This is a genomic window from Saccharothrix sabaoui, assembly GCF_051756985.1.
Lineage (GTDB): Bacteria > Actinomycetota > Actinomycetes > Mycobacteriales > Pseudonocardiaceae > Actinosynnema.
Window position 1 is genome coordinate 14,798 of the sequence record NZ_JBPKJK010000042.1, and the last position, 22,020, is coordinate 36,817.

The 22,020-nt window shown below is 72.8% G+C and carries 19 protein-coding genes and 1 pseudogene; 9 read left to right on the top strand and 11 right to left on the bottom strand.

What is annotated here, in order from left to right; translation table 11 throughout:
• Positions 1 to 421 precede the first annotated feature (421 nt).
• On the bottom strand, positions 422 to 685 hold the full coding sequence (locus ACR807_RS15560; protein WP_438922025.1) for a hypothetical protein: 264 nt from the start codon (positions 683 to 685) through the stop codon (positions 422 to 424).
• A gap of 1,017 nt (positions 686 to 1,702) precedes the next feature.
• Here ACR807_RS15560 and ACR807_RS15565 point away from each other — a divergent pair.
• The gene (locus ACR807_RS15565) at positions 1,703 to 2,566 is read left to right on the top strand and encodes a (2Fe-2S)-binding protein (RefSeq protein ID WP_438922026.1); all 864 of its coding nucleotides are present in this window, start codon (positions 1,703 to 1,705) and stop codon (positions 2,564 to 2,566) included.
• Positions 2,567 to 2,890: 324 nt separating this feature from the next.
• Here ACR807_RS15565 and ACR807_RS15570 read toward each other — a convergent pair whose 3' ends face one another.
• Positions 2,891 to 4,102: a cytochrome P450 gene (locus ACR807_RS15570; protein ID WP_438922027.1), complete on the bottom strand. Its 1,212-nt coding sequence runs from the start codon at positions 4,100 to 4,102 to the stop codon at positions 2,891 to 2,893.
• 174 nt (positions 4,103 to 4,276) lie between these two features.
• On the opposite strand from ACR807_RS15570, the gene ACR807_RS15575 reads away from it, so the two are divergent.
• Entirely contained in the window at positions 4,277 to 5,014 is a 738-nt protein-coding gene (locus tag ACR807_RS15575) for a class I SAM-dependent methyltransferase (RefSeq protein ID WP_438922028.1), read from the top strand.
• 46 nt (positions 5,015 to 5,060) lie between these two features.
• On the opposite strand, the gene ACR807_RS15580 is transcribed toward ACR807_RS15575, so the two are convergent.
• The 3 genes from ACR807_RS15580 to ACR807_RS15590 are packed head-to-tail and all read right to left on the bottom strand — an operon-like array spanning position 5,061 to position 8,491.
• The gene (locus ACR807_RS15580) at positions 5,061 to 6,278 is read right to left on the bottom strand and encodes an ABC transporter substrate-binding protein (RefSeq protein WP_438922029.1); all 1,218 of its coding nucleotides are present in this window, start codon (positions 6,276 to 6,278) and stop codon (positions 5,061 to 5,063) included.
• A gap of 51 nt (positions 6,279 to 6,329) precedes the next feature.
• On the bottom strand, positions 6,330 to 7,382 hold the full coding sequence (locus ACR807_RS15585) for an ABC transporter ATP-binding protein (RefSeq protein ID WP_438922030.1): 1,053 nt from the start codon (positions 7,380 to 7,382) through the stop codon (positions 6,330 to 6,332).
• The gene (locus ACR807_RS15590) at positions 7,379 to 8,491 is read right to left on the bottom strand and encodes a FecCD family ABC transporter permease (protein WP_438922031.1); all 1,113 of its coding nucleotides are present in this window, start codon (positions 8,489 to 8,491) and stop codon (positions 7,379 to 7,381) included. Before ACR807_RS15590 ends, ACR807_RS15585 begins: the two co-directional genes overlap by 4 nt.
• A gap of 241 nt (positions 8,492 to 8,732) precedes the next feature.
• Here ACR807_RS15590 and ACR807_RS15595 point away from each other — a divergent pair, with 241 nt between their 5' ends.
• Positions 8,733 to 9,491: a class I SAM-dependent DNA methyltransferase gene (locus ACR807_RS15595; protein WP_438922032.1), complete on the top strand. Its 759-nt coding sequence runs from the start codon at positions 8,733 to 8,735 to the stop codon at positions 9,489 to 9,491.
• Positions 9,492 to 9,513: 22 nt separating this feature from the next.
• Here ACR807_RS15595 and ACR807_RS15600 read toward each other — a convergent pair whose 3' ends face one another.
• Positions 9,514 to 10,671 carry an MFS transporter gene (locus tag ACR807_RS15600; protein ID WP_438922033.1) on the bottom strand — a complete coding sequence of 386 codons (1,158 nt, stop codon included), beginning with the start codon at positions 10,669 to 10,671 and terminating at the stop codon, positions 9,514 to 9,516.
• Between the two features lie 434 nt (positions 10,672 to 11,105).
• On the opposite strand from ACR807_RS15600, the gene ACR807_RS15605 reads away from it, so the two are divergent.
• The 3 genes from ACR807_RS15605 (at position 11,106) to ACR807_RS15615 (ending at position 14,152) form a co-directional block, all read left to right on the top strand.
• Entirely contained in the window at positions 11,106 to 12,185 is a 1,080-nt protein-coding gene (locus ACR807_RS15605; RefSeq protein WP_438922034.1) for a pyridoxal-phosphate dependent enzyme, read from the top strand.
• Positions 12,182 to 13,369: an ATP-grasp domain-containing protein gene (locus ACR807_RS15610; protein WP_438922035.1), complete on the top strand. Its 1,188-nt coding sequence runs from the start codon at positions 12,182 to 12,184 to the stop codon at positions 13,367 to 13,369. The genes ACR807_RS15605 and ACR807_RS15610 overlap by 4 nt, the downstream gene beginning before the upstream one ends.
• A gap of 93 nt (positions 13,370 to 13,462) precedes the next feature.
• Positions 13,463 to 14,152 (top strand): DJ-1/PfpI family protein, encoded by a 690-nt coding sequence (locus tag ACR807_RS15615; protein WP_438922036.1) that lies wholly within the window; start codon positions 13,463 to 13,465, stop codon positions 14,150 to 14,152.
• A gap of 175 nt (positions 14,153 to 14,327) precedes the next feature.
• Here the strand turns inward: ACR807_RS15615 and ACR807_RS15620 are convergent, their stop codons facing one another.
• Both ACR807_RS15620 and ACR807_RS15625 read right to left on the bottom strand, forming a co-directional pair.
• Complete coding sequence (locus ACR807_RS15620; protein ID WP_438922056.1) at positions 14,328 to 14,888, bottom strand: zf-HC2 domain-containing protein; 561 nt, start codon at positions 14,886 to 14,888, stop codon at positions 14,328 to 14,330.
• An 87-nt stretch (positions 14,889 to 14,975) separates the two neighbouring features.
• Positions 14,976 to 15,071 (bottom strand): annotated as a pseudogene (locus ACR807_RS15625) (zf-HC2 domain-containing protein); the annotation flags it as partial.
• A 53-nt stretch (positions 15,072 to 15,124) separates the two neighbouring features.
• Here ACR807_RS15625 and ACR807_RS15630 point away from each other — a divergent pair.
• Positions 15,125 to 15,688: a sigma-70 family RNA polymerase sigma factor gene (locus tag ACR807_RS15630; protein ID WP_438922055.1), complete on the top strand. Its 564-nt coding sequence runs from the start codon at positions 15,125 to 15,127 to the stop codon at positions 15,686 to 15,688.
• A gap of 81 nt (positions 15,689 to 15,769) precedes the next feature.
• Here the strand turns inward: ACR807_RS15630 and ACR807_RS15635 are convergent, their stop codons facing one another.
• Together ACR807_RS15635 and ACR807_RS15640 are read right to left on the bottom strand one after the other, a co-directional pair.
• On the bottom strand, positions 15,770 to 16,315 hold the full coding sequence (locus ACR807_RS15635) for a vitamin K epoxide reductase family protein (RefSeq protein WP_438922037.1): 546 nt from the start codon (positions 16,313 to 16,315) through the stop codon (positions 15,770 to 15,772).
• Complete coding sequence (locus ACR807_RS15640; protein ID WP_438922038.1) at positions 16,312 to 17,010, bottom strand: DsbA family protein; 699 nt, start codon at positions 17,008 to 17,010, stop codon at positions 16,312 to 16,314. The genes ACR807_RS15635 and ACR807_RS15640 overlap by 4 nt, the downstream gene beginning before the upstream one ends.
• Positions 17,011 to 17,151: 141 nt before the next feature.
• On the opposite strand from ACR807_RS15640, the gene ACR807_RS15645 reads away from it, so the two are divergent.
• Together ACR807_RS15645 and ACR807_RS15650 are read left to right on the top strand one after the other, a co-directional pair.
• Positions 17,152 to 19,041, top strand: a complete 1,890-nt coding sequence (locus tag ACR807_RS15645) for a bifunctional copper resistance protein CopD/cytochrome c oxidase assembly protein (RefSeq protein ID WP_438922039.1) — start codon at positions 17,152 to 17,154, stop codon at positions 19,039 to 19,041.
• A 13-nt stretch (positions 19,042 to 19,054) separates the two neighbouring features.
• Positions 19,055 to 21,298 (top strand): heavy metal translocating P-type ATPase, encoded by a 2,244-nt coding sequence (locus ACR807_RS15650; RefSeq protein WP_438922040.1) that lies wholly within the window; start codon positions 19,055 to 19,057, stop codon positions 21,296 to 21,298.
• 277 nt (positions 21,299 to 21,575) lie between these two features.
• Here the strand turns inward: ACR807_RS15650 and ACR807_RS15655 are convergent, their stop codons facing one another.
• Positions 21,576 to 21,872, bottom strand: a complete 297-nt coding sequence (locus ACR807_RS15655) for a type 1 glutamine amidotransferase family protein (RefSeq protein ID WP_438922041.1) — start codon at positions 21,870 to 21,872, stop codon at positions 21,576 to 21,578.
• Positions 21,873 to 22,020 lie beyond the last annotated feature (148 nt).

Here is a 22,020-nt window from a genome sequence, read left to right on the forward strand (position 1 = left end):
GAGGCTTTGCCGTGGCTCACGGCAGTCGGGATCACACGGGCCCGTCGACGGACCGGTGTCGTGCAGGGATCCCTCGGCCTTGCCTTCCCCACCGAGGAAGTCGCGGAAGCCGGACGAGAAGTGAAGAACAGAATTCCCGATTACTGACCCTACAACCCCCACTGGGCCAGAATTCGATGGCAGACCAGCGTCACCTGCGCACTGGTTGGCCGCCGCGACGACTACGGCGGCCTCGCCGCGTTCGCGTTCGGTGACGGCGTCGGGCCGGTTCCGGAGACGGGATTCCGCGCCACGCCCGGCCATGTCCTTCACGCAGGGCCGGATCACCCGTGGGCGACCGGATTTCGCAAAGGGCCTGTCCCGTGTGGAGTCCGCGCATTCGCTGTCGGCAGTCGGGGGAAAGGCGACGAGAGAAACCTCGTCACTTGTCGTGACCGGTGTGACCGCTCTCGTCGCCGTGACCGGGCTCGGGGCTCACCGACGCGGGCGAGTCGCCGATCGGTCCCACTGCTGAACCTAGGGTCCACGCGGTGGCTGCCACCAACACCAGCACGACCCCGAACGCGGCCAACTTCGCCATCGGTGTCAACCGGGCAACCACGTCGCCGGCACGACCCGTACCGATCGCCCAGCCACAGCCCGCGACGAAGATCAGCGCGAGCACACCGACGACGACCAGCATCACCGGTGGCCCGCCGCGTCGGTGGTCCGCACCATGCGGGAAGAGTAGCGGGCCCTCGTACAGGTGCGCAGTCCGCAGGACCGGTGATCGCGGCGCTGGTCCACCTCACCACGTCCTGAGCCACCTCGACGGGCGCCGCACGGGGCGCGACGGTCGTGGTTCGGTCGTTCACCCTGCATGGTGTCGATGGCCGGTCGATGCGCGGGAGGTCTGCCGGCATCGCTGAGGGCTGGTGCGCAGTTCGGGTCGAAGTGGGCACGCAGTGCACTGGCGGAGCCGTGGCCGCTGCGTTCGGCGACGGCGGGGATGGGCAGGTCGGTGGTTCGAGCAGTCAACCTGCCGTTCCCGTCCGCACCGGAACAGGACCGGCGTCAGCACGACCGCCACCACCGCGACCGCCGTCGCACCGGCTGTGATCGTCTCCTCACCTGCCGCCCCACCCGCTCGTGGTCATGCCGATAGGCGCCTTTTCCGCGCTGTACCCGCTCCGTCCGGTGGATGCGCCGGCTGGAAGCACTGGGCGCATGTCAGCCGTCTCGGTAGGGGAACCGATCCCAGGTGTCGAACGACCACTTGTACACGGGCCTTCCACGTTGAGCCCGATCGCAGGGAGCAGCGGGGGTCGGGGACGAGGAACCCGGTCCCCGCCGCGCAGCACGACACGCCGCCGGTTCACGCCACCACTCACTCCCGGAGGCACCTGTGAGGCCAGTGACGTCGTTGCCGCACGAAACCGCGGTCGACCGGTGCGACCGCACCGTCCTGCGCGGGCCGACCGCCTCGCCCGGCACGACGCGGCCCGGCGGGGCCTCCGGGGCGCGGACCGCAGGCGAGCAGGACGTGGCGCGGGTGGTCGCCCGAGGCGGCGCGTCGCGAGCCCGCACTTCCGAACGCCTCGCGATCGATGGTGTGCTCTCCGCGGCCTTGGACGACGAACCTGCCGTCGACAGGGCCGCGGGTGCCCTCGTACAGCGATCACCGCACACCACGACTTGCCGGATTCCCGGCCCCGACTCCCCCGTGCTCGGTCCGGTCCTGGCCCGCGCCGGTATCGGCATCGCCGGCCCGGGTCCGGCCGACGTCGAGATCCGGGTTGGGCCCGACGGCCGTGTCGGGCTCGCGGACGGTCGACGAACCGACCTGCCCGACGTCGCGGCCGTGCTCCGGTGGGCGCGGACGTTGTCCACCGGGCCGCGCGCGATCCGGCGCGCCGACCCTGCCGACGTCGCCGCCGCGTTGGCGTCGGAGGCGGGCGTCGGCCGGTACTTCACCGTCGACGACGATCACAGCGGCGAGCTGCTGCGCTCGTTCCACGACGATCCCGTCGCCTTGGCCGAGGCCGTGCGGCGGGTCGGCGCGAGGTTCGGGACGACGGAGGCGCGCGTGGCGGCCTCGACCCTGCAGTTCCTCGTCGCGGCCGGGCTGTGGTCGGCGGCCCTGGGCGCGCTGGCCTTCAACGGGGTCGTCCCCGACCTGGACCGGCTGCGCTACCGCGTCGGTGAGGACGCCTCCGTGCGGCTCGCCCTGCCGGAGCCCGGCGGCTGGATCGTCACCGGCGATCCCGCGCCGCTGCTGCTGCGGGCGGTGGTCGAGGAGCACTTGAAGCCGTTCCACACCGGGTTGCGCGCCGTCGCCAAGGTCGCCGAGGGGTTGTTGCGGGGCAACGCCGCCGCGGCCCTGCGCAGCGCCCTGCGCCCCCTGCCCGCCGATCTCCACGACCTCGGCGACCGCCTGCTGACCACATCGGAGCTGCGCGACGCGTTGTCCCCCGACGGCACCCGCCGCAGCTGCTGCCTGTTCTACCGCACGCCCACCGGCCACACGTGCCGCGCCTGCCCGGTCGCCGGCGCCACCGTCACCAGGCAGGGGGGACACCACGTCTGACCGGCACTCACGCAGTACCACGTCGTCCGAGCGTTCGTTCGCCGCCATCACCCGCGGTACCCACCTCTACCTGGGCAGGCCCCGGCTGCGCCGTCTGCCCGCCGCGCACCTGGCCGTCGCCCTCGTCCTGCCCCACGTCCTGAACCGCCACCCGACCGGTCGTGCTGCCTGCCTCGGCCGTCCTCGCCGTGTTGCTGTCTCCCCGACGTGGGGTGCGGCGTCGGGTAGTGCATCGCCGAGTCGCGTGCCCGGGAGCTGTCGAGGACGATCCGGCGGTGAGGCTGCGTCGCCATGATCCCGAAGATCCGCCGGTGTTCCTCGTCGTCAGAGTGCGGAAGACCAGGTGACGGGGAGTCGGGCCAGGCCGCGTGCCATCCGGCCGTGCCGCCAGGACAGCTCCTCCGGCCCCACCGCGAGGCGCAGGTGCGGGAAGCGACGCAGCAGGGACCCGATGGCCACCCGCAGTTCGGCCTTGGCCAGCTGCGCGGCGACACAGTAGTGCAGGCCGTACCCGAACGCGAGGTGCGGGTTCGGCTTGCGGGTGACGTCGAGTTCGTCGGGATGGTCGAAGACCTGCCCGTCGCGGTTGGCGGCGTCGGGGTGCACCATCACCGCGTCACCGGCGCGGACGAGCGCGCCGCCCAGTTCGACGTCCTCCCGCGCGATGCGGGTGAACCCCGCCGAGGTCACCAGGGGGTTGAAGCGCAGCAGCTCGTCCACCGCCCGGTCGATCAACGCCGGGTCGGCGCGCAGCGCGGCGAGCTGGTCGGGATGGGTGAGCAGGGTGAAGATGCCGTTGCCCAGTTCGCTGGTCGTGGTCTCCAGGCCCGCGTACAGCAGGGTCACCCCCAGCACCACCAACTCGTCCTCGCTGAGCCGGTCCCCGGTGTCGCGCGCTTCGACCAGGGCGCCGAGCAGGTCGTCGCCCGGTTCTCGGCGGCGGGCGGCGACGAGACCGGCCACGTAGTCCTTCAACCGCGCGAACGCGGCGTGGATCTCCTCGCTGGAGAACGCGGTGGTGGCCAGGGCGACGTCGATCCACCCGGCGAACTCCTCGCGGTCGGTCACCGGCACGCCCAGCATCTGGCAGATGACGGCGACGGGCACGGGCACCGCGAAGCCGGTGATCAGGTCGGCGGGCGGCCCTTGTTCCTCGATGCGGTCGAGCAGGTCGTCGGTGACGCGTTGAGCGTGTCCGGCCAGGTGCTCTATCCGCCGGGGGCTGAAGGCGGCGGCGACCAGGCGGCGCAGCCGGGTGTGCTCGGGCGGGTCCACCGTGTGCAGCGTCGCGTCGGTGTGCCTGCGCGGTGAGGCCCGGGGCACGTCGCGGTCCAGCAGCGCGGCACGGCTGAAGCGGGGGTCGCCGAGCACTGTGCGGACATCCTCGTGCCGCACGGCCAGCCAAGCCTCGCCGCCGTAGGGCAGGCGGACGCGGCTGAGCGGTTCGTGCTGCCGAAGGTGGGCGTACTCCGGTTCCAGCACCAGTGCGGTCGGTTCGCGGAAGGGGTAGGCGCGAGCTGCCTGCGTGGGTCGCATCGATGTCCCCGATCGCGAGGGCCGACTTGTCACCACCAGTGGTCGGCCCGGTGTGCCGGGGAGTTCCCGCGAGGTCGGCCGGGGTTCACCCGTTGCGGGAACCAGTGGGCGCCCGGCGACGACCATAGGACCGGAGCGGTGCGATTCCACACGGGACGACGCGGTTGGAGCGGCATGGACTGGTACGAGGACGACGATCTCTGGGTCGGGTTCGCCGAGGTGATGTTCCCGCCGCGTCGTGCGGCGGAGGCCGAACGCCTGGTGGTCATCTCGCCGCTGCTCAAGGTCGCTTCCGGTGACCGGGTGCTCGACCTGGCGTGCGGGCCGGCGACGCACGTGGTGCCGCTGGCGCGCCAGGGGGCGGTGGTCACCGGGGTGGACCTGAGCGAGGCGATGCTGGCGCGGGCGCGCGAGGTGTGCGAGCGGGAAGGGGTGCGGGCTCGGCTGGTGCGGGCGGACATGCGCGAGCACGTCGAGGCGGGCGCTTACGACCTGGTGATCAACATGTACACGTCGTTCGGCTACTTCACCGAGCCGGGCGAGAACCTGGCGGTGCTGCGCAACGCGCACACCAGCCTCGCCCCGGGTGGGCGGCTGCTGGTGGACGTGCTGGGCAAGGAGGTGTTCGCCGGGTGGGTCGGCCGCCCGCAGGCGGTGGACGTGGGCGGCGGCACGGTGTTCATGCGCGACACCGTGCTGGACGACTGGACGCGCGTGCGCAGCGACTGGACGTGGGTGCGCGGGGACGAGGTGCGGCGCACGTCGCTGTACTCCACCCTCTACAGCGCCGCCGAGCTGCGGGCCCTGTTCGAGGCCGCCGGGTTCACCGGCGTCGAGTGCTTCGGCGACTTCGACGCCTCCCCCTACGACAACCACGCCCGCCGGCTGATCGTGCGGGGCACCCGGGCCTGAGAGCGGGGCGGGTCCGCCGGGCACGGGGGCCCGGCGGACCCGAGGATCAGGAGGCGCGGACGAAGCAGGTGCCCTCGGCGCCGGGGAACAGCTCGGGGGCGAGGCCGATGGCGAAGTCGCGGACGAGGACGTCGACGTCGAGGTAGGTCTTGGCGCGGCACTCCTCGAAGTTCTCGTCGACCCCGGCGATGAAGTTGTTGTCCCGGAAGGGCTTGAACTGGTTGGTGCGCGGGTCGGCCTTGAGGGCGTCGCGGGTCATCTTCACGGGGTCGTAGACGATGAAGAAGTCGGCGTCGGCCGCGGTGCCCACGGCCTTCTCGAAGTCGTACGGCCGGCCGTTGGCCGCGGGGTTGTCGGGGGCGAAGACGTTGTCCACCCCGAGCTGGGTGAGCAGGCGACCGACGAGGGTTTCGGCGCCGTGGCCGTGGACGAACTCGCAGCCGCGCTCGGGACTGACGCACAGGTAGCCGGCCCTGCGGTTGTCGATCTTGCCGGAGACGGTGGAGACGACCTCGTCGTAGCGAGCCTTGATCTTGTCGAACTCGGTGTTGGCGGCGGCCTCGGCGTTGTAGAACGCCCCCACCATCTTGATCCACTCCGCGGAGGCCAGGGCGTGGCGCTCCAGCCGGTTGGACACGCTCACGCCGGGCATGCCCGCGGCGCGGGCGTTGCTGATGTCGTCGAAGCCCTTGCCGAACCCGGACATGAGGATGACCTGGTTCTTCAGGCCGAGGACGGCTTCCTTGTTCAAGTCGGTGTACTCGCCGATCGACATCGGCTTGCCCGCGGCCCCGGCCACCCCGGCGTACCACTCGTCCTTCTCCGCGTTGCCCAGCAGCTGGCCGCTCAAGCCCGTGATGGTCTTGTTCTTGCCGAGCCGGTCGACCATGGCGAGCGCGTTGAACGAGGTGACGGACACGTTGGTGACCGGCACCTGGACGACCAGCGCGCCCTCCAGGTCGCCGGTGGCCTCGGGGCGGGGTGTGCCGCACTGGTGGAGCACGTACTTCAGCTCGGGGCCGTCGGTGTTCTCGGTGTCGGTGAGCGTGATGGTCTTGTACGAGCCGTGGTAGGTGATCTTCCACAGCTCGGACTCGGTGACGGTGCTCTTGTCGGGGAAGTAGTCACGACCCTCGGCGTAGTCGGTGACGCAGCCCTCCGCGCCGGCCTGGCCGCCCGCCGGGCCAGGGCTCGATCCCCCGCAGCCGGCCAGGGCGAAGGGCAGCGCGAGCAGCGCGACGGCCGAGCGGATGAGTGTGTTCACGGTGGTGCTCTCCTGCGTGTGCGTGAGGGGGTGCGGTGGCGGGAACGGAAGTCACCCGGTCCGTGCGTCTTCGGGCAGTGGTGCGGTGCGGCCGCGCAGGTGGGTGACCAGGGAGTCGAAGCCGACGCCCTGCGCGCGGTGCGCCCCGTCGACGTTCCAGCGACACGGTGTGCCGTGCTCGACGCTCAGGACGTGGCCGCACGGTTGCGCGGTCGGCTCCCACCCGGCGCGGCGCACGGCGTGTTCGGCCCACTGCCGCAGCCGCCCCGCGGCGACCACCCGCACGGTCGCTCCGGGTTGGGTGTCGTCGGCGACGACGATGGTGGCCGCGGCGTCGTCGAAGGACATGTTCTCGCCGGTGAAGGTGCGGGTGACGGCGTCGCCGTAGGCGAGGTCCTCGGGCGCGCCGGCGGTCACCGCGCCGCCGGCGACCAGCCACACCTGGTCGGCGCGGCGCAGCGCGAACCCCAGGTCGTGGGTGGACAGCACGATCGCGGCACCGGTGGTCGCGGCGAGCCGGGTCAGCATCGCCGCGAACTCGATGCGGCGGGCCACGTCGAGGAACGCGGTGGGCTCGTCCAGCACCAGCACCGCCGGTTCCTGCGCCAGGGCACGGGCGACCATCACCCGCTGCCGCTCGCCGTCGGACAGGTCGGTCAACGGGCGGTCACGCAACTCCGCCACCCCCGCGTCGACCAGTGCCCGGTCCACCGCGGCCCGGTCCCGGTCCTTCTCCCTGCCGACCCAGGACCGGTAGGGCATCCGGCCCAGCGCCACCACCGCCTCGACGCTCATCTGCCCCACGTCGACCGGCTCGGTCAGCGTGACCGCCAGCCGCCGCGCCCGCTGCCTCGGCGACAGCGACGCGAGGTCCCGGCCGTCGAGCAGGACGTGCCCGGACAGTGGCGGCTGCGCGCCGACCAGGGTGCGCAGCAAGGTCGACTTGCCCGCGCCGTTGGGGCCGATCAACGCGATCAGCTCACCGGGACGGGCGGCCAGGTGCACGTCGTGCAGCACGGTGACCGCCGGGTGCCGACGGCGGCGCCGGTAGCCCGCGCTCACCGCCACGGCCTGCAGGGCCGGCCGGGTGTTTTCGGTCGTCACGCCTGCCTCCTCGTCCGGCCGGACAGCAGCACCCACAGGATCACCGGCGCGCCGACGAACGCGGTCACCGAGTTGAGCGGCAGCGAGGTCCTGGTCAGGCCGTTGCCGCCGGCGATGTACTCGGCCACCAGCACGATCACCGCGCCGATCAGCGCGCTCGCGGGCAGCACCAACCGGTGGTCGGCGGTGCGCAGCAGCCCCCGGGCCAGGTGCGGCGCGGCCAAGCCGACGAACCCGATGGCCCCGCAGTAGGCCGTGGTGATGCCCGAGAGCACGGCGACGCTCGCCAACGCCAGGAAGTGGACCCGCCGGACGTTGATCCCCAGGCTGCCCGCGTACCGGTCGCCCAGCAGCAGCGCGTTGAGCGGCTGGGCCAGGAACACCGACAGCACCAGCACCACCGCGCAGGACACGGCGATGACCTGCAACTCGTTCCACGTCACGTTGCGCACCGAGCCGCGGGTGAACGTGGCCAGTGCCTGCAACCGGTCCGGATCGGTGTAGTAGACCAGCATGTCCACCACGGCCCCGGCCAGGTAGCCCAGCATCACGCCGACGACCAGCACGACCACCGGGTCGCCGACGCGGCGGGCGATGCCCAGGGCGATCAGCAGCACCCCGGCGGCCCCGGCCACGGCCGCCCCGGTCACCCCCAGTTGGCTGACCAGCCCGAGACCCGACAGCCAGCCCACGCCGCCGGTGCCCAGGATGACGATCGAGGCGCCGAGGATCGCCCCGGAGCTGACACCCAGCACGAACGGGTCGGCCAACGGGTTGCGGAACAGCGTCTGCATCTGCGCCCCGCCCACCGCCAGCGCGGCCCCGGCCAGCAGCCCGGCCACGACCTTGGGCAACCGCGCGTCCAGCACGATCGTGCGGTTGACCTCGGACTCGGCGTCCTGACCGGTCAGGACGCGCAGCACCTCCCCGATCGGGATGGCGATCGAGCCCTGCGCGATCAGCACCACCACCGCGCCCAGCAGCAGCAGGACCAGCAGCCCGAACAACCCCGCCACGTACCCGGCGCGCCGACGCGCCCCGGTCCCGCGTGGCGGTGCGACGACCTCGGCCTCGGCCGCATCCTCGACACCCGTGCCACTACCCGACACCGCGCACCCTGTTCCTTCCGCTGCCCGCCGCTGTCGAACCGGCCACCACCGTAGAAGTCGTACCGAACCGCCATCCGGTTCCCGGGGATTGCGGGAACACCCGATTCCGCACGGGCCGGGAACTTCACCGGTCGGCCGGCCGACCTGGTGGACGTGCCGTGGTCGCGCGACGGTCGACGGCCGCTGCCCCCTCGCCCGCACCACGTGTCCGGCCGCAAGAAACACCCCAGGAGAAGATCGCATGCAGAGCTTCGGACCGCAGACCTACGGTGAGCTCAACGCCGACGTCTACGACGAGTGGCACGCCGCGCACGACCCCACCGACGCCGTGCGGGGTCTGGCCGAACTGATCGGGGAAGGACCGTTCGGGTCGGTGTTCGAACTCGCGGTGGGTACCGGGCGGGTGACGATCCCGCTGGCCGAGGCGGGTTTCGACGTGAGGGGCGTGGACGCGTCGGAGGCGATGGTGGCTCGCATGCGCGCCAAGCCCGGCGGCGACCGCATCCCCGTCGTCATCGGCGACATGGCCGACGTCGACGACGGCACCGACGACCTGTTCGCCATGGTGTTCGTCGTGTTCTCCACCTTCTTCTTCCTCCAGGACCAGGAAGAACAGGTGCGCTGCTTCGCCAACGCCGCGAAGCGCCTGATGCCCGGCGGCCGGTTCGTCCTGGAGTGCCCGATGCCCGACGTCGCCCGCTACGAGCGCAACCAGACTTTGGAAACCCACCAGGTCGGCCTCGACCGGGTGCGACTTGCCGCAGTCCGCCACGACCCGGTCGAACAGCGCCTCGACGGCCACCACGTGCTGATCACCGAGCACGGGATCAAACTGGCGCCGGCGTTCATGCGCTACGCCTGGCCGGCCGAACTCGACCTGATGGCCCGCCTGGCCGGGCTGCGCCGCGTACACCGCTGGGGCGGTTGGCACCGCGAGCCGTTCCGCGGCGAAGGCGACCACGTCACCGTGTACGAAAAGCCAACGACCTCGACTTGGTGATCCCGCGGGGCTCGCCGGCGCGTCACCCCGTCCTGGACGCACGACGGGCCACCACCAGCACCAGCGGCGGCAGCAGCAGGCACTGCGCGGCCACCGCCAACCAGAACCCCGGCAGTAGCCCCGCCTCCTCGAACAGTCCGTACGCCGCGCCGCCGACCACCCCGCTGAGCAGGGAACCCACGCCGACCGCCAGCCGCTGCTGCCCGAAGGTCACCGTGGCCGACCGCGTCGACCCCGCCAGCGCCTCCAGGTCGTTCTTGAGGAACAGCACCGCGGTACCCACGGCCATCGCCACGACACCCACCGCAAGACCGACCACCCGGCCACCGGCGAAGGCCACCATGCCCAGGGCCATGCCGCAGAAACCGACCGCCATCGCCACCGGGTAGCCGAGGCGGCCGACCCGCCGCGCCAGCAGCGGCTGCATCGCCACCAGCCCGAGCGAGTAGCCCGCCATCACCACCCCGTAGACCGCCGTGGGCACACGGCCCTCCGCGTAGGTCGACAGGTATTGGTAGAACTGCATGTAGAGGTAGTGGGTCAGCACGGTCACCGCGAACGGCAGTCCGGCCAGCCCCCGCAGCACCCGCCGGAACGGCTCGACGTCAGGTCCGGGGCCGGTGGTCCGCTCCGGGCGCAGGAGGAAGTGCGCCACCGCCAACACGGCGTAGAGCGCGGTGGTCATCGCGAACAACCGCCCGGGCTGGTGCAGGAACAGCGCCCCGAGAACCGGCCCGACCGCGATGCCGAGGTTGCCGGCCGCGTTGCCCGACGACAGCACCCGCGGCCGCTGCTCCTCGGTCGCCGAGTGCACCAGGTAGCCGCGATAGGCCGGTGAGTAGAGCGCCCCGGCACCGCAGCTCAGGAACAACGCGAGCACCGTCACCCCGGGTTCGTCCGCCCCGACCAGGTAGGTCAGCGCCCCCAGGCCGTACACGAACGTGGCCAGCAGCAGGCAGCGCTTGAGCCCGATCCGCTCGGCGAACGCGGCCGTGAACGGCGCACTGGCGAACTGCACCAGCGTGGCCGCCCCGAGCACCACGCCGACCTGCGCCATCCCGACACCCAGCCGGTCGCGCAGCAGGACGGCCAGGCACGGGTACACCGCGAAGGTCCCGACGTTGACCAGGCACCCGGCCACCAGCAACGCGACCTGCGCACCCGTGAAGCCCTCCGTCACCCCCGTTCCCCGGGAACGCCTTCGGGTTCCAGCACGAGATGACAACCCGGTCCCCATCAACCCTCCCAGCCCGTGCACGGCCTCCGTGCCCCGGTCGCCTCCCGCACCGGCCGGGCGGCGGGCCCGGCGCAGAACTGGTCGTCGCGCCACGGGGAAGAGTTCCCGGGTCGTCGCGGGCGAATTCCAGCGCCCGGGGAACCAGCGAGGCGCCGCGGACGACCAGTAGGACTGGGAGCGGTGAGGCCCGGTGGGCCGGCCGGCTCGACCCGCACCACCGTGCGCACGGTAGCGACTCGCGCGCCCCCGCCCGCACGGCCACCGCTCGACGACCCGCCCCACACCCGGAAGGGCTCGATCATGACCCTGGCCCGCACGACGGTCCCACCGGGGACGACAACGACCCGCCGCCCACGTCCGGCCGGGAGGTGACGACCGTGCTCGACCACAACGCCGTGGCGCCGCCGGTCCACGACCACATCACCGACGCCGTCAAAGCACCCTCCCTGATCCGGCTCTCGCCGAACACCGTGCTGGTCCGCTTCGAAACCCTGAAGGTGTACGCCGCGCTCGGGGCGGTGCGCCGACTGCTGGACACCGGGGTGGTGCGCCGCGGGCAGACCCTGGTCGACAGCTCCAGCGGCATCTACGCCCTCGCGCTGGCCATGGCCTGCCACCGCCACGGGCTGCGCTGCCACATCGTCGCCTCCACCACCGTCAACGACACCATGCGCGCACAACTGGAGATCCTCGGCGTCACCGTCGACCAGATGCCGCCGTCGGACGACCTGCGCCTGGACCAGAGCCGCCGGGTGGCACGGGTGCGGGAACTGCTCGCACGCGACCCGGACGTGCACTGGATGCGCCAGTACCACGACCCGGTGCACCACCTCGGCTACGCCGAACTGGCCGACCTGCTGCGCCGCGCGTTACCCGGCGAGCCGCTGACCGTGGTGGGCAGCGTCGGTACCGGGGCCTCCACCGGCGGCCTGGCCCGGTCGCTGCGCGAGCACGACCCGCACACCCGCCTGGTGGGCGTGCAGCCCTTCGGCAGCGTCACCTTCGGCAGCGAGCGCTTCACCGACCCCGACGCCATCATCGCCGGCATCGGCAGCGCCATCCACTTCGACAACGTCCACCACCACCTCTACGACCGCATCCACTGGCTGGACTTCCGACACGCCATGGCCGCCACCGTCGGCCTGATGCGCACTCACGCCGTGTTCGCGGGCCTGTCCACCGGCGCGGCCAACCTGGTCGCGACGTGGGAGGCCGCCCGGCACCCCGACCGCACCCACGTGGTCATCGGCGCCGACACCGGCCACCGCTACACCGACCGCGTCTTCACCCGCTGGCGCGAGGCCCTCGACCCCGCGCTGCTCGAGCCCGCGGAGATCGCCTCGCTGGACGAGCTGACCCCGCCGTGGGCCGCGATCGAGTGGGCACGCCGGTCCTACGGACCGGTCGTGCCCGTGCAGGAACGCCCCCGAGAGCTCAGGAAGGACCCCGTGCCGTGACCGTCGTGCTGCTGGAAGCCCTCACCTTCGGACTCGGCCGCCTCGCCGACGCCGCCCGCACCGCCGGGCACGACCTCGTGCTGCTCACCGGCGACCGCACGATCTACCGCCACGAACTGTCCCGCTGCGGCGACCACGTGCGGGTCGTGGACATCGACACCACCGACGTCACCGCCTGCGAGCGCGCGTTGCGGGACATCCCCGACCTGGCCGGGCTGATCAGCTCCACCGACACGTGGGCGCTGCCCGGCGCGGACCTGGCCGAGCGCCTGGGCCTGCCCGGGCCGGCACCGGAGGCGGTGCGCGTGCTGCGGGACAAGGCCGCCGTCCGGGCCCGGCTGCACGCGCACGGACTCAGCCGCACCGGCCCGCTCGACCCCACCACGACGGAGGAGTTCCCGCTGGTGGTCAAGGACTCGGCGGGCACCTCGTCGCGGGCGGTGTGGCTGTGCCGCACCGCCGCCGAGCGCGACGCCGCCTTGCGCGAAGCCGCCGACACCCCGCTCAAGGGCCGCCTGACCGCCGAACCGTACTTCGAAGGCCCCCTCTACAGCGCCGAGACCATCACCTGGCAGGGCGAGACCCGATTGCTCGGTGTGCTCAGCCGCGTGCTGTCGCCCGAACCCGCGCGCCGCGAGGAGGCGTCCGCGTTCCCGGTCGCCTTCCCCGACGCCGACCTCGCCGGGCTGGGCGACTGGATCGGCCGTGTGCTGAAAGCCGCCGGGCACGAGAGCGGTTTCGCGCACACCGAGTTCGTGCTCACCACCGCCGGTCCCGAGGTGGTCGAGATCAACGCCCGCATCGGTGGCGCCCTCGTCGGCGAAGCCCTCTGCCGGGCGCTGGGCGTCAACGCCTACGACGCGATGGTCCGGATCGCCCTCGGCGAGCGGCCCGACCTGCTCGACGGCGCGACCGGCGGCGGCACCGCGACCGGGTTCGTGGCGCTCTACCCCCGCGAGGCCGGGGTGCTGGAGGGCTGGACCGGGCTGGAACGCCTGCCCGGCCTGCCCGGCGCCCCCGAGTGGTACCCGACCGCGAGTCCTGGCGACCTGCTGGAGCACTTGGCCGACCAGCGCTGCTGCACCGGCATCGTGCTCGCCGAGGGCCCCACCGCCGAACTCGCCCTGCACCGCGCCCAGGCCGCCGCCGGCGGCATCACCCCCCAGGTCCGGACGCGGGGATAGCGCAGTGCGGCCCACGTGCCGTTCAGGTCGGTGCCGGGAACCGACGGCGGCCGGGCACGTCTTGCCAGCCAGGGATCGATTCGGGAGGTCATCGTGGAGCGACGTGCTTTCCTGCGTGCCTCGGCGTTGTCGGCGGGTGGACTGGGCGGCGTGGCCGCGGCTGCGACCGCGTCGGCGGCGAACCCGCTGCGGGTTCAGGTGCTGATGTTCGACGGGGTGGAGGAGCAGGACTGGGCCGCCCCGGCGGAGGTGCTCGGCCTGGCCGGTGGGCTCAGCGGAGGCGCGCTCACCACCACCCTGGTCACCACCGGACGACCGGGCACCGTGACGTGCAGCTTCGGCGCGCGGGTCGAAGTGGCCACGGGGTGGTCACCGCACGAGGCGGACGTGCTGGTGGTGCCCGGCGGCGGACGCTACACCGACCCGACCGGTCCCGGTGTGCGCCGGCTGATGGCCGACCGGGGGTTCCTGCGCCGCCTGGCCGCGGTCGACGCGCTGCCCGTGGGCATCTGCACCGGTGTCATGGTCCTGTCGGCCGCGGGGATCACCAGGGGCCGCCACGCCACCACCCACCACCGCGCGAAAGCAGACCTCGCGGCCCAGGGCGCGACCGTCGTCGACGCCCGCGTGGTCGACGACGGCGACCTGATCACCGGCGGCGGCGTCACCTCGGGCCTGGACGTGGCGCTGTGGCTCGTGGAGCGCTTCCTCGGGCCGCGGTCGGCCCAGCAGGCGGAGACCTTCCTGGAGTACGAGCGGAGGGGCACCGTCTGGCGTGCTTGACCGGCGACGCCCACGCCAGGCCGGCCGCGGTCCCACCACGGAGGTTCCGGTGAACGGCGGGACTCTCGGAAAGGCCCTGGCCGACCGGGCGAAGGGGTGCCCGGCCGGCCAGGGGGATCGCGGCGGTGTGCGACGCCGGGGCGGTGGAAGGAGACCGGCCCGGCGTGTCCGTTGGTCAGGCGGCTCGTCGGTGGTGGGCGGTGGGGCGCAGGTGACGCCGCTGCCCGCGACGCCCGTCAGGGCTCGGAGCGGTGTCGTCACCGTCGTGGTCGTGCCGGTCGAGGTCATCGCGGTCGTGACTGGCGGGCGTGCCCGGAGTCGGCTCCCGATGAGCTCGGGCGACGAGGTAGAGCAGGACCAGGCCGGCCACCACGGGCAGGTGGGAGACGACACGGGTGGCGGTCGCGGTGCCGTCGAGCAGGTCGCTGACGGAGAAGGCCACCAACACGGCGACGAACCCGCCCAGGGTGGGCAACAGCCCGCCCGCGCGGTGCGCGCTCACGGCGGCACCCAGCAGGCCGATGCCCAGGGCGAGGTTCCACGCCGCGCCCTCGTTGAACAGGTGGGTGGAGATCCCGTGCCCGGCATGCCCGCCGGTGGCCCCGGCGAGCAGTTGGGCCAGGGCGAGCCATAGCTGGACGATGGCGACCGCGGCGAGCGCCAGGCGCGGTGTCAGGGCGGTGTGGCGGAGTGCGGCGGTGGAACGGGGTGGGGCGGCGGCCAGCACGGCGTTCACCAGGTCCGGGTCGGGGCCGACAGGTCGGACCCGGATGGTCCTGGTCAGCGCTTGTGCGCTCGCCTGCCACCGGGTGCAGGCGGTGCACTGTGCCAGATGCGCGTCCGTCTCGGCGGAGGGTACGGGCTCGGCCTCGCCGTCCAAGCGGGCCGAGAGCGCTTCGCGGCAGGATTGGCAGTCCACACACCAGTAGTCGCTCCATTCGGCTCACCGGTTCCCGACATCGTGTGGTTACGATCCGAATCGTGAAAGCCTTCGACGACGAGGTGACGCGCTGGGCGCTCGACGCGCGTTCCGGCGACCGTGCCGCCCTGGAACGGTTCGTGCGCGCCACCCAGCGCGACGTGTGGCGCTTCGTCGCCCACCTCGCCGACGTCGGTCTGGCCGACGACCTCGCGCAGGAGACCTACGCCCGCGCCCTGCCCAGCCTGCGCCGCTTCGCCGGTCGTTCCTCGGCACGCACCTGGCTGCTGGTCATCGCCCGACGCGTCGTCATCGACCACATCCGGATGGCGCAGGTGCGTCCCCGGCTGTCCTCGGGCGCGGACTGGACGTACGAAGCCGACCGCAGGACCGTGGACACCGGCTTCGAGGCCACCGTCGAACTCGGCATGCTGCTCGACGCGCTGGACCCCGACCGCCGGGAGGCGTTGGTGCTCACCCAGGTGCTGGGGCTGCCCTACGCCGAAGCCGCCGAGGTCGTCGGCTGCCCGGTCGGCACCATCCGCTCCCGCGTCGCCCGGGCCCGCGAAGACTTGATCCACGCCGCGGGCGACGACGAGGCCACCGAAGCGGGATGACCTTCGCGGAGTCAGCGTGACCATCTCCACGGCGCCGACGGGAGCGCCCCCGTTCACGAGCAGCCGTCGTCACGGGACTCGTCACAAGAGGCTGGTCCAGTAGTCCCAGAAGGCGTGCAGGACCAGGCCGGCGATCAGCGCGTACCAGAGGGCCAGGACGGCGCTGTGCACCCGGCGCAGCGGCGCGAGGGCGGGCCAGGTGTCCAAAGTGGTGTACCAGAACAAGGGAATGGTGACGATCCACACGCCCATGCAGTAGGGGCACAGGGCGTGGATGTCGTACAGACTGGCCGCGATCAGCCAGTGCACGAACACCACGCCGAAAGCGGTCCCGGCGTTGAGCGCGATCCGGTACCAGCGCGGCGGTTCGAACCCGGCGAGCAGCGCGACGCCGGTGGTGAGCACGACGGCGAACGCCGCGATGCCGATCAGCGGGTTGGGGAAGCCGAACGCCGCGGCCTGCGGGCTGTCCATCACCGAACCGCACGAGATGATCGGGTTGAGCGAGCAGGTGGGAATGTAGGCCGGGTCACGCAGCGTGGCGATCTTCTCCAGCGTCAGCGCCGCGGCGGCGGCCAGGCCGAGGCCGCCGCCGATGACGTGGAGCCAGGCGAGTGCGCGGGTCATCCGGCCAGCGCCGCGTCGATCTTCGCGCGCAGCTCGCGGTCGACGTCGGCGACGGTGCGCCCCGCGGGCTCGAACCTCTCCCCGTCGAGGAAGAGCGTCGGCGTGCTGTTCACACCGAGTTCCGTCCCGTCTGCGACGTCGCGGTCGATGGTGGATTTCACCTCGTCCGAGGCCATGTCCGCGCGGAAGCGCGCCAGGTCCAGGCCGGCGGCGGTGGCGTACTGCTCGAACTTCGCGGTGGCGCGGGTCTCGTCGGAGCTGCTGGCCTGGCCGTCGACGGCCCAGTCGTCGAAGTTGTCGTAGAGGGCGTGGTACACCTCGTTGTACCCGCCCTGTTTCGCGGCTGCCTCGGCGGCACGGGCGGCGGGCACCGCGAGCGGGTGCATCTCCAGCGGGAAGTTGCGGACCACGAACGTGATGCGCCCCTGGTAGTCCTGCTCCAGCTTCTTGGTGATGCCCGCGTAGTAGGAGGCGCAGGCGGGGCACTGGAAGTCCAGGAACTCCACCAGGGTGACCTTGTCGCCCTCCACCTTGGACAGGGTGTGCGCGCCCGGCGGGAACAGGGCCTCGTTCGACGCGGTGCCTTTGTCGTCCGACCGGTTGAACACCAGTACCCCGGCGATCACCAGGACGGCGACGAGGACCACGACGCCGGTGAGGACGACGTTGAGGGAGGGACCGCGCCGTGCGGTCATGATGCTGCGGTTCTTCCGGCGGCTTGTGCGTGACATCGAGTACGTCGCTTCTTCTCGGGGACGGCTTCTCGTCCAGTTGGTCGGATGACGATCGGAGTAGTTCCGGGAACCGCGGAGCTTGTTCGCCCGACTGGTGTAGTCGTGAGGGTTGACAAGGCCGCCGCGCTCGCGGTCGGCGTGGCGGTGTCGTGCGTCACCTATGTGGTTCTGGTGGCGGGTGACGTGCACGGCGTGCTCGGTGACACCGATCCGGGCCGGGTGCCGTCGTGGCTGTTCGGGTTGGTGCGGTTGACCGCCGAGGCGGGGGCGGTGGTGGCGGTCGGCGCGCTGGCCTTCGCCGTGTTCGTCGTGCCGGCCGGGCGCGGTCGGGGGTTGACCGCCGATGCCTACGCCGCGGTCCGGCTCGCGGCCGGGGCCGCGACCGCCTGGGTGTTGGCCTCGGCGGCGGCGGTGCCGTTGTCGGCCGGTGACGCCTCGGGGCAACCGCCGGGGGTGGTGTGGGCGCACCTGGGCGAGCTGGTGGCGGCGACCGAGGAGCCCAAGGCGTGGTTGTGCACGGCGGTGGCCGCGTCGGTGGTGGCGGTCGGCGCGCGCTCGACGCTGACGTGGCCGGTCGCGGTGCTGTGGTTCGCCGTGGGTGTGGCGGGGTTGCTGCCGCCGGTGGTGGTCGGGCACGTGTCGGTGGGCGCGTGGCACGACTTGGCGACCGACGCGGTGGTGTGGCACGTGCCGGCGGCCGCGGTGTGGGTCGGCGCGTTGGTGGCGTTGCGCGGGTTCCTGCGGCGGCCGGGCGCGGCGCACCGGGATCAGGTGCTGCGCCGCTACCGCCGTCTGAGCGCGGTGTGCCTGGTGGTGCTGGTGGTCAGCGGCACCGTTGCGGGCCTCGTCACGGCCGGTCCGGGCGGGTTGTGGTCGGGCTACGGGCTGCTGCTGGCGGTCAAGGTCGCGGTGTGCGCGGTGATACCGCTGCTGCGGCGACGGTGGGGCGGGTCCCGGCCGCTGGGTGCGGAGCTGGTGGCGCTGGGTGTGGCGCTCGGCGCGTCGGTCGGGCTGACGCACCTGGTGCCGCCGTCCTGGCTGGTCGCGCTCCCGTCGGCGCAGGAGACCGTGCTCGGCTACGAACTGCCCGAGCCGCCGTCCACCGCAGGGCTGGTGCTGGGCTGGCGGCCGGACCTGGTGCTGGGCGTGGGCGCCCTGCTGGTGGCGCTCGCCTACTTGGTCGGGGTGCGTCGGCTGCGAACCCGGGGCGACGGGTGGCCGGTCGGGCGCACGATGGCGTGGTCGGCCGGGTGCGCGGTGGTGTTGGTGGTGACCTCGTCCGGGCTGGGCCGGTTCGCGCCGGGCGTGTTCAGCCTGCACATGGTTTCCCACATGGCGCTGAACATGCTCGGCCCGGTGCTGCTGGTGCTCGGCGGCCCGATCACCCTGGCGCTGCGCGCGCTACCGGCCGGGCCCAGGGCGTGGCTGGTGGCGCTGGTGCACTGCCGCGCCGCGCGACTGGTGGCGCACCCGGCGGTGGCGGCGGTGGTGTTCGTCGCGTCGTTCTACCTGCTGTACTTCTCGGACCTGTTCGGCGAGGCCATGCGCTACCACTGGGCGCACCAGGTGATGAACCTGCACTTCCTGGTGTCCGGCTACGTCTTCTACTGGCTGGTCATCGGGGTGGACCGGCCACCCCGACCGCTGCCGCACCTGGCGCGATTGGGTCTGCTGTTCGCGGTGATGCCCTTCCACGCCTTCTTCGGCGTGATCCTCATGAACACGCGGTCGGTGATCGCCGAGACCCACTACCGGCACCTGTCCCTGACCTGGGTGCCGGACCTGCTCACCGACCAGCGGCTCGGCGGCGGCATCGCCTGGGCCGCCGGGGAGCTGCCCATGCTGGTCGTGGTGATCGCGCTGCTGCGTCAGTGGGCCACCGCCGACCGCCGCGAGGCCACCCGGCTCGACCGCCGCCTGGACAGCGATGGGGACGACCGCCTGGCCGCCTACAACGCCATGCTCGCCGACCTCGCCGGTCGCCGGGACTGAGGAGAAGGACGAGATGACCACCACGGTGGACGCGCCGGTCGAACTGGCCGTGTCCGGCATGACCTGCGCGGCCTGCGCGTCGCGGGTCGAGCGCAAGCTCAACAAACTCGACGGGGTGCGCGCCTCGGTCAACTACGCCACCGAACGCGCGATCGTCCACCTGCCCACCGGGATGGGGACGCACGACGCGGTCGAGGCGGTGCGCAAAGCGGGCTACGACGCCCGCGTGCACCACCGAGCCGAGGACGACCGTGCCGCGCACACGGCCGCCGTGGCCGATCTGCGGCGGCGGCTCGTGGTCGCGGCGGTGCTCGCGATCCCGCTGGGCAACCTGTCGATCACCCTCGCGCTGGTGCCCTCGCTGCGGTTCACCGGCTGGGAGCTGCTGTGCGTGCTGCTCGCCGTGCCGGTGGTGGCCTACTCGGCCTGGCCGTTCCACCGGGCCGCGCTGCGCACCCTGCGCCACGGCTCCTCCAGCATGGACACCCTCGTGTCGCTGGGCGTGCTGGCCTCGTTCGGCTGGGCGGTGTGGTCGCTCGTGGCGGGCTCCGCCGGGCCCGGCTACTGGTTGGGCTTCGGCGTCACGGCGCAGGGCGCGGACGCGGTCTACCTCGACGTCGCCGCCGGGGTGACGACGTTCCTGCTGGCAGGCCGCTACTTCGAGACCCGCTCCCGGCGCAACGCCGTGGGACTGCTCACCGCACTGGCCGGACTGGCGGCCAAGGACGCCCGCGTGCTGCGCGACGGCGTGGAAGAGCCCGTTCCGGCCACGCTGCTGCGGGTCGGCGAAGAGTTCGTCGTGCGACCGGGTGAGGCGCTGCCCGCCGACGGGGTGGTCACCGACGGCAGGTCCGCGCTGGACGCCGCAGCGATCAACGGCGAGTCCGTGCCGGTCGACGTCGGTCCCGGTGACCGCGTGGTGGGCGGCACGGTCAACCGCACCGGACGGCTCGTGGTGCGCGCCACCGAGGTCGGCGCCAACACCCAGCTCGCGCAGATGAGCGTCCTGGCCGAGCAGGCCGCGCAGCGCAAGGCCGCCGTCCAGCGCCTGGTGGACCGGGTGTGCGCGGTGTTCGTGCCGGTCGTGCTGGTGCTCGCCGCACTGACGCTGGGCGGGTGGCTGATCACCGGCCACACCGCCCGGGAGGCGTTCACGGCGGCGGTCGCGGTGCTGATCATCGCCTGCCCGTGCGCCCTTGGCCTGGCCACGCCCACCGCGCTCATGGTCGGTGTGGCCCGCGCGGCGCAGTTGGGCGTGCTGGTCAAGGGACCGGAGGCGCTGGAGGCCACCCGCGCGGTGGACACAGTGCTGCTGGACAAGACCGGCACCGTCACCACCGGTCGGATGGCCGTCGTGGCGACCACGGCGTTCGCCGAGGCGGACGAGCACCAGGTGCTGCGCTGGGCGGGCGCGGTGGAGGCGGCCTCGGAGCACCCCGTGGCGGCGGCCGTGGTCGCGGCGGCGGGTGACGCGCTGCCCGCCGTGACCGGCTTCGAGGCGCTGGTGGGCGCGGGGGCGCGCGGCGAGGTGGACGGCGCTCCGGTCGTGGTGGGCACGGCCGTGCTGATGACCGAACTCGGCGTCACCGTCCCGCCGCCGGCCTCCCGGTGGCTCGACGGCCTCGCGGCGTCGACCGGTGTGCTCGTCGCCCGCGCAGGTGCCGTGGTGGGCGGCATCGCCGTGTGCGACACCGTCAAACCGACCGCCGCCGACGCCGTCGCCCGCCTGCACGCCCTGGGGCTCAAAACCGTGCTGCTGACCGGCGACAACGAGGCCGCGGCCCGCGCGGTCGCCGACGAGGTCGGCATCACCGACGTCCTGGCCGGCGTGCGCCCGGCGGACAAGGTCGCCGCAGTCGAGTCGCTGCGCGCACGCGGGCACCGGGTCGCGATGGTCGGCGACGGCATCAACGACGGCCCCGCCCTCGCCGCCGCCGACCTGGGCATGGCGATGGCACGCGGCAGCGACGTCGCCGCCCACGCCGCCGACGTCATCCTCGTCCGCGACGACCTGCACGCCGTGCCCGACGCCGTCGAACTCGCCAACCGCACCCTGCGCACCATCCGCGGCAACCTCGCCTGGGCGTTCGGCTACAACACCGCCGCCCTCCCCCTGGCCGCCCTCGGCCTGCTCAACCCGCTCATCGCCGGGGCTGCCATGTCCCTGTCCTCGGTGCTGGTGGTGGCCAACAGCCTTCGCCTGCGCGGCTACCGACCGGAGCACGCCCCCGTCCGGCGGGCTGAGGACGGGCGGTGATCACCACTCCACCGCACGCATCCGGCTCCGAAGTCCTTCACCGCGAGGATCAGCCGCTCGTCAGACCCGGGACTCGGCGATCAACCGCAGCGCCGGCGCCTTGAGCGCCGGGTCGGCGTCGACGACGTCGCCCGCGGCGAACGGCGGCCGCGGGTCGTACTCGATGCCCGTTGGGTGGCCTTCGCCGCGGCGTGGTCGGTGAGTAGGGGTACCGGGTACAGCGCCGTGTCGATGCCCGCGGACACTCCCGCAGCGGTCATGGTCCGGATCTCCACGGTCACGACCATTCCTCGTTCGTTGCGCCGGGGACAAGCAGGACGTCCGGTGCGTCGACCTCGTCGATCAAGCGGTCCGCCACGACGACGGTGTGACCGGTATCGGTGCGCACCGGGCTCTGCCGTTCGGCGATCACCCCTCGTGGTGGCGCCGGGCGGTCGTGACAGCACCCGGCCGGTCCGGTCGGATCAAGCAGGCTGAAGCCGCGGCAGAGCAGGATGCCGATCACCGTGCCGGGTCCGGGTTCGTGCCGGCCGGTGAAGTAGTCCGGCTCGCTGTGGGAGGTGGGATTCACCATGGCTCGGCGTCCTCCCGTGAGGAAGGGCGTGGCGGCAGTCGACGACCACCGGGAACCACGAGGTGGTCACGCCCGACTACCTGGATGTCGGCTGTGCTCCTGGGGCCGGCGGGTACCGGGTGGAGGACGGGAACGGGACTCCCCGTCC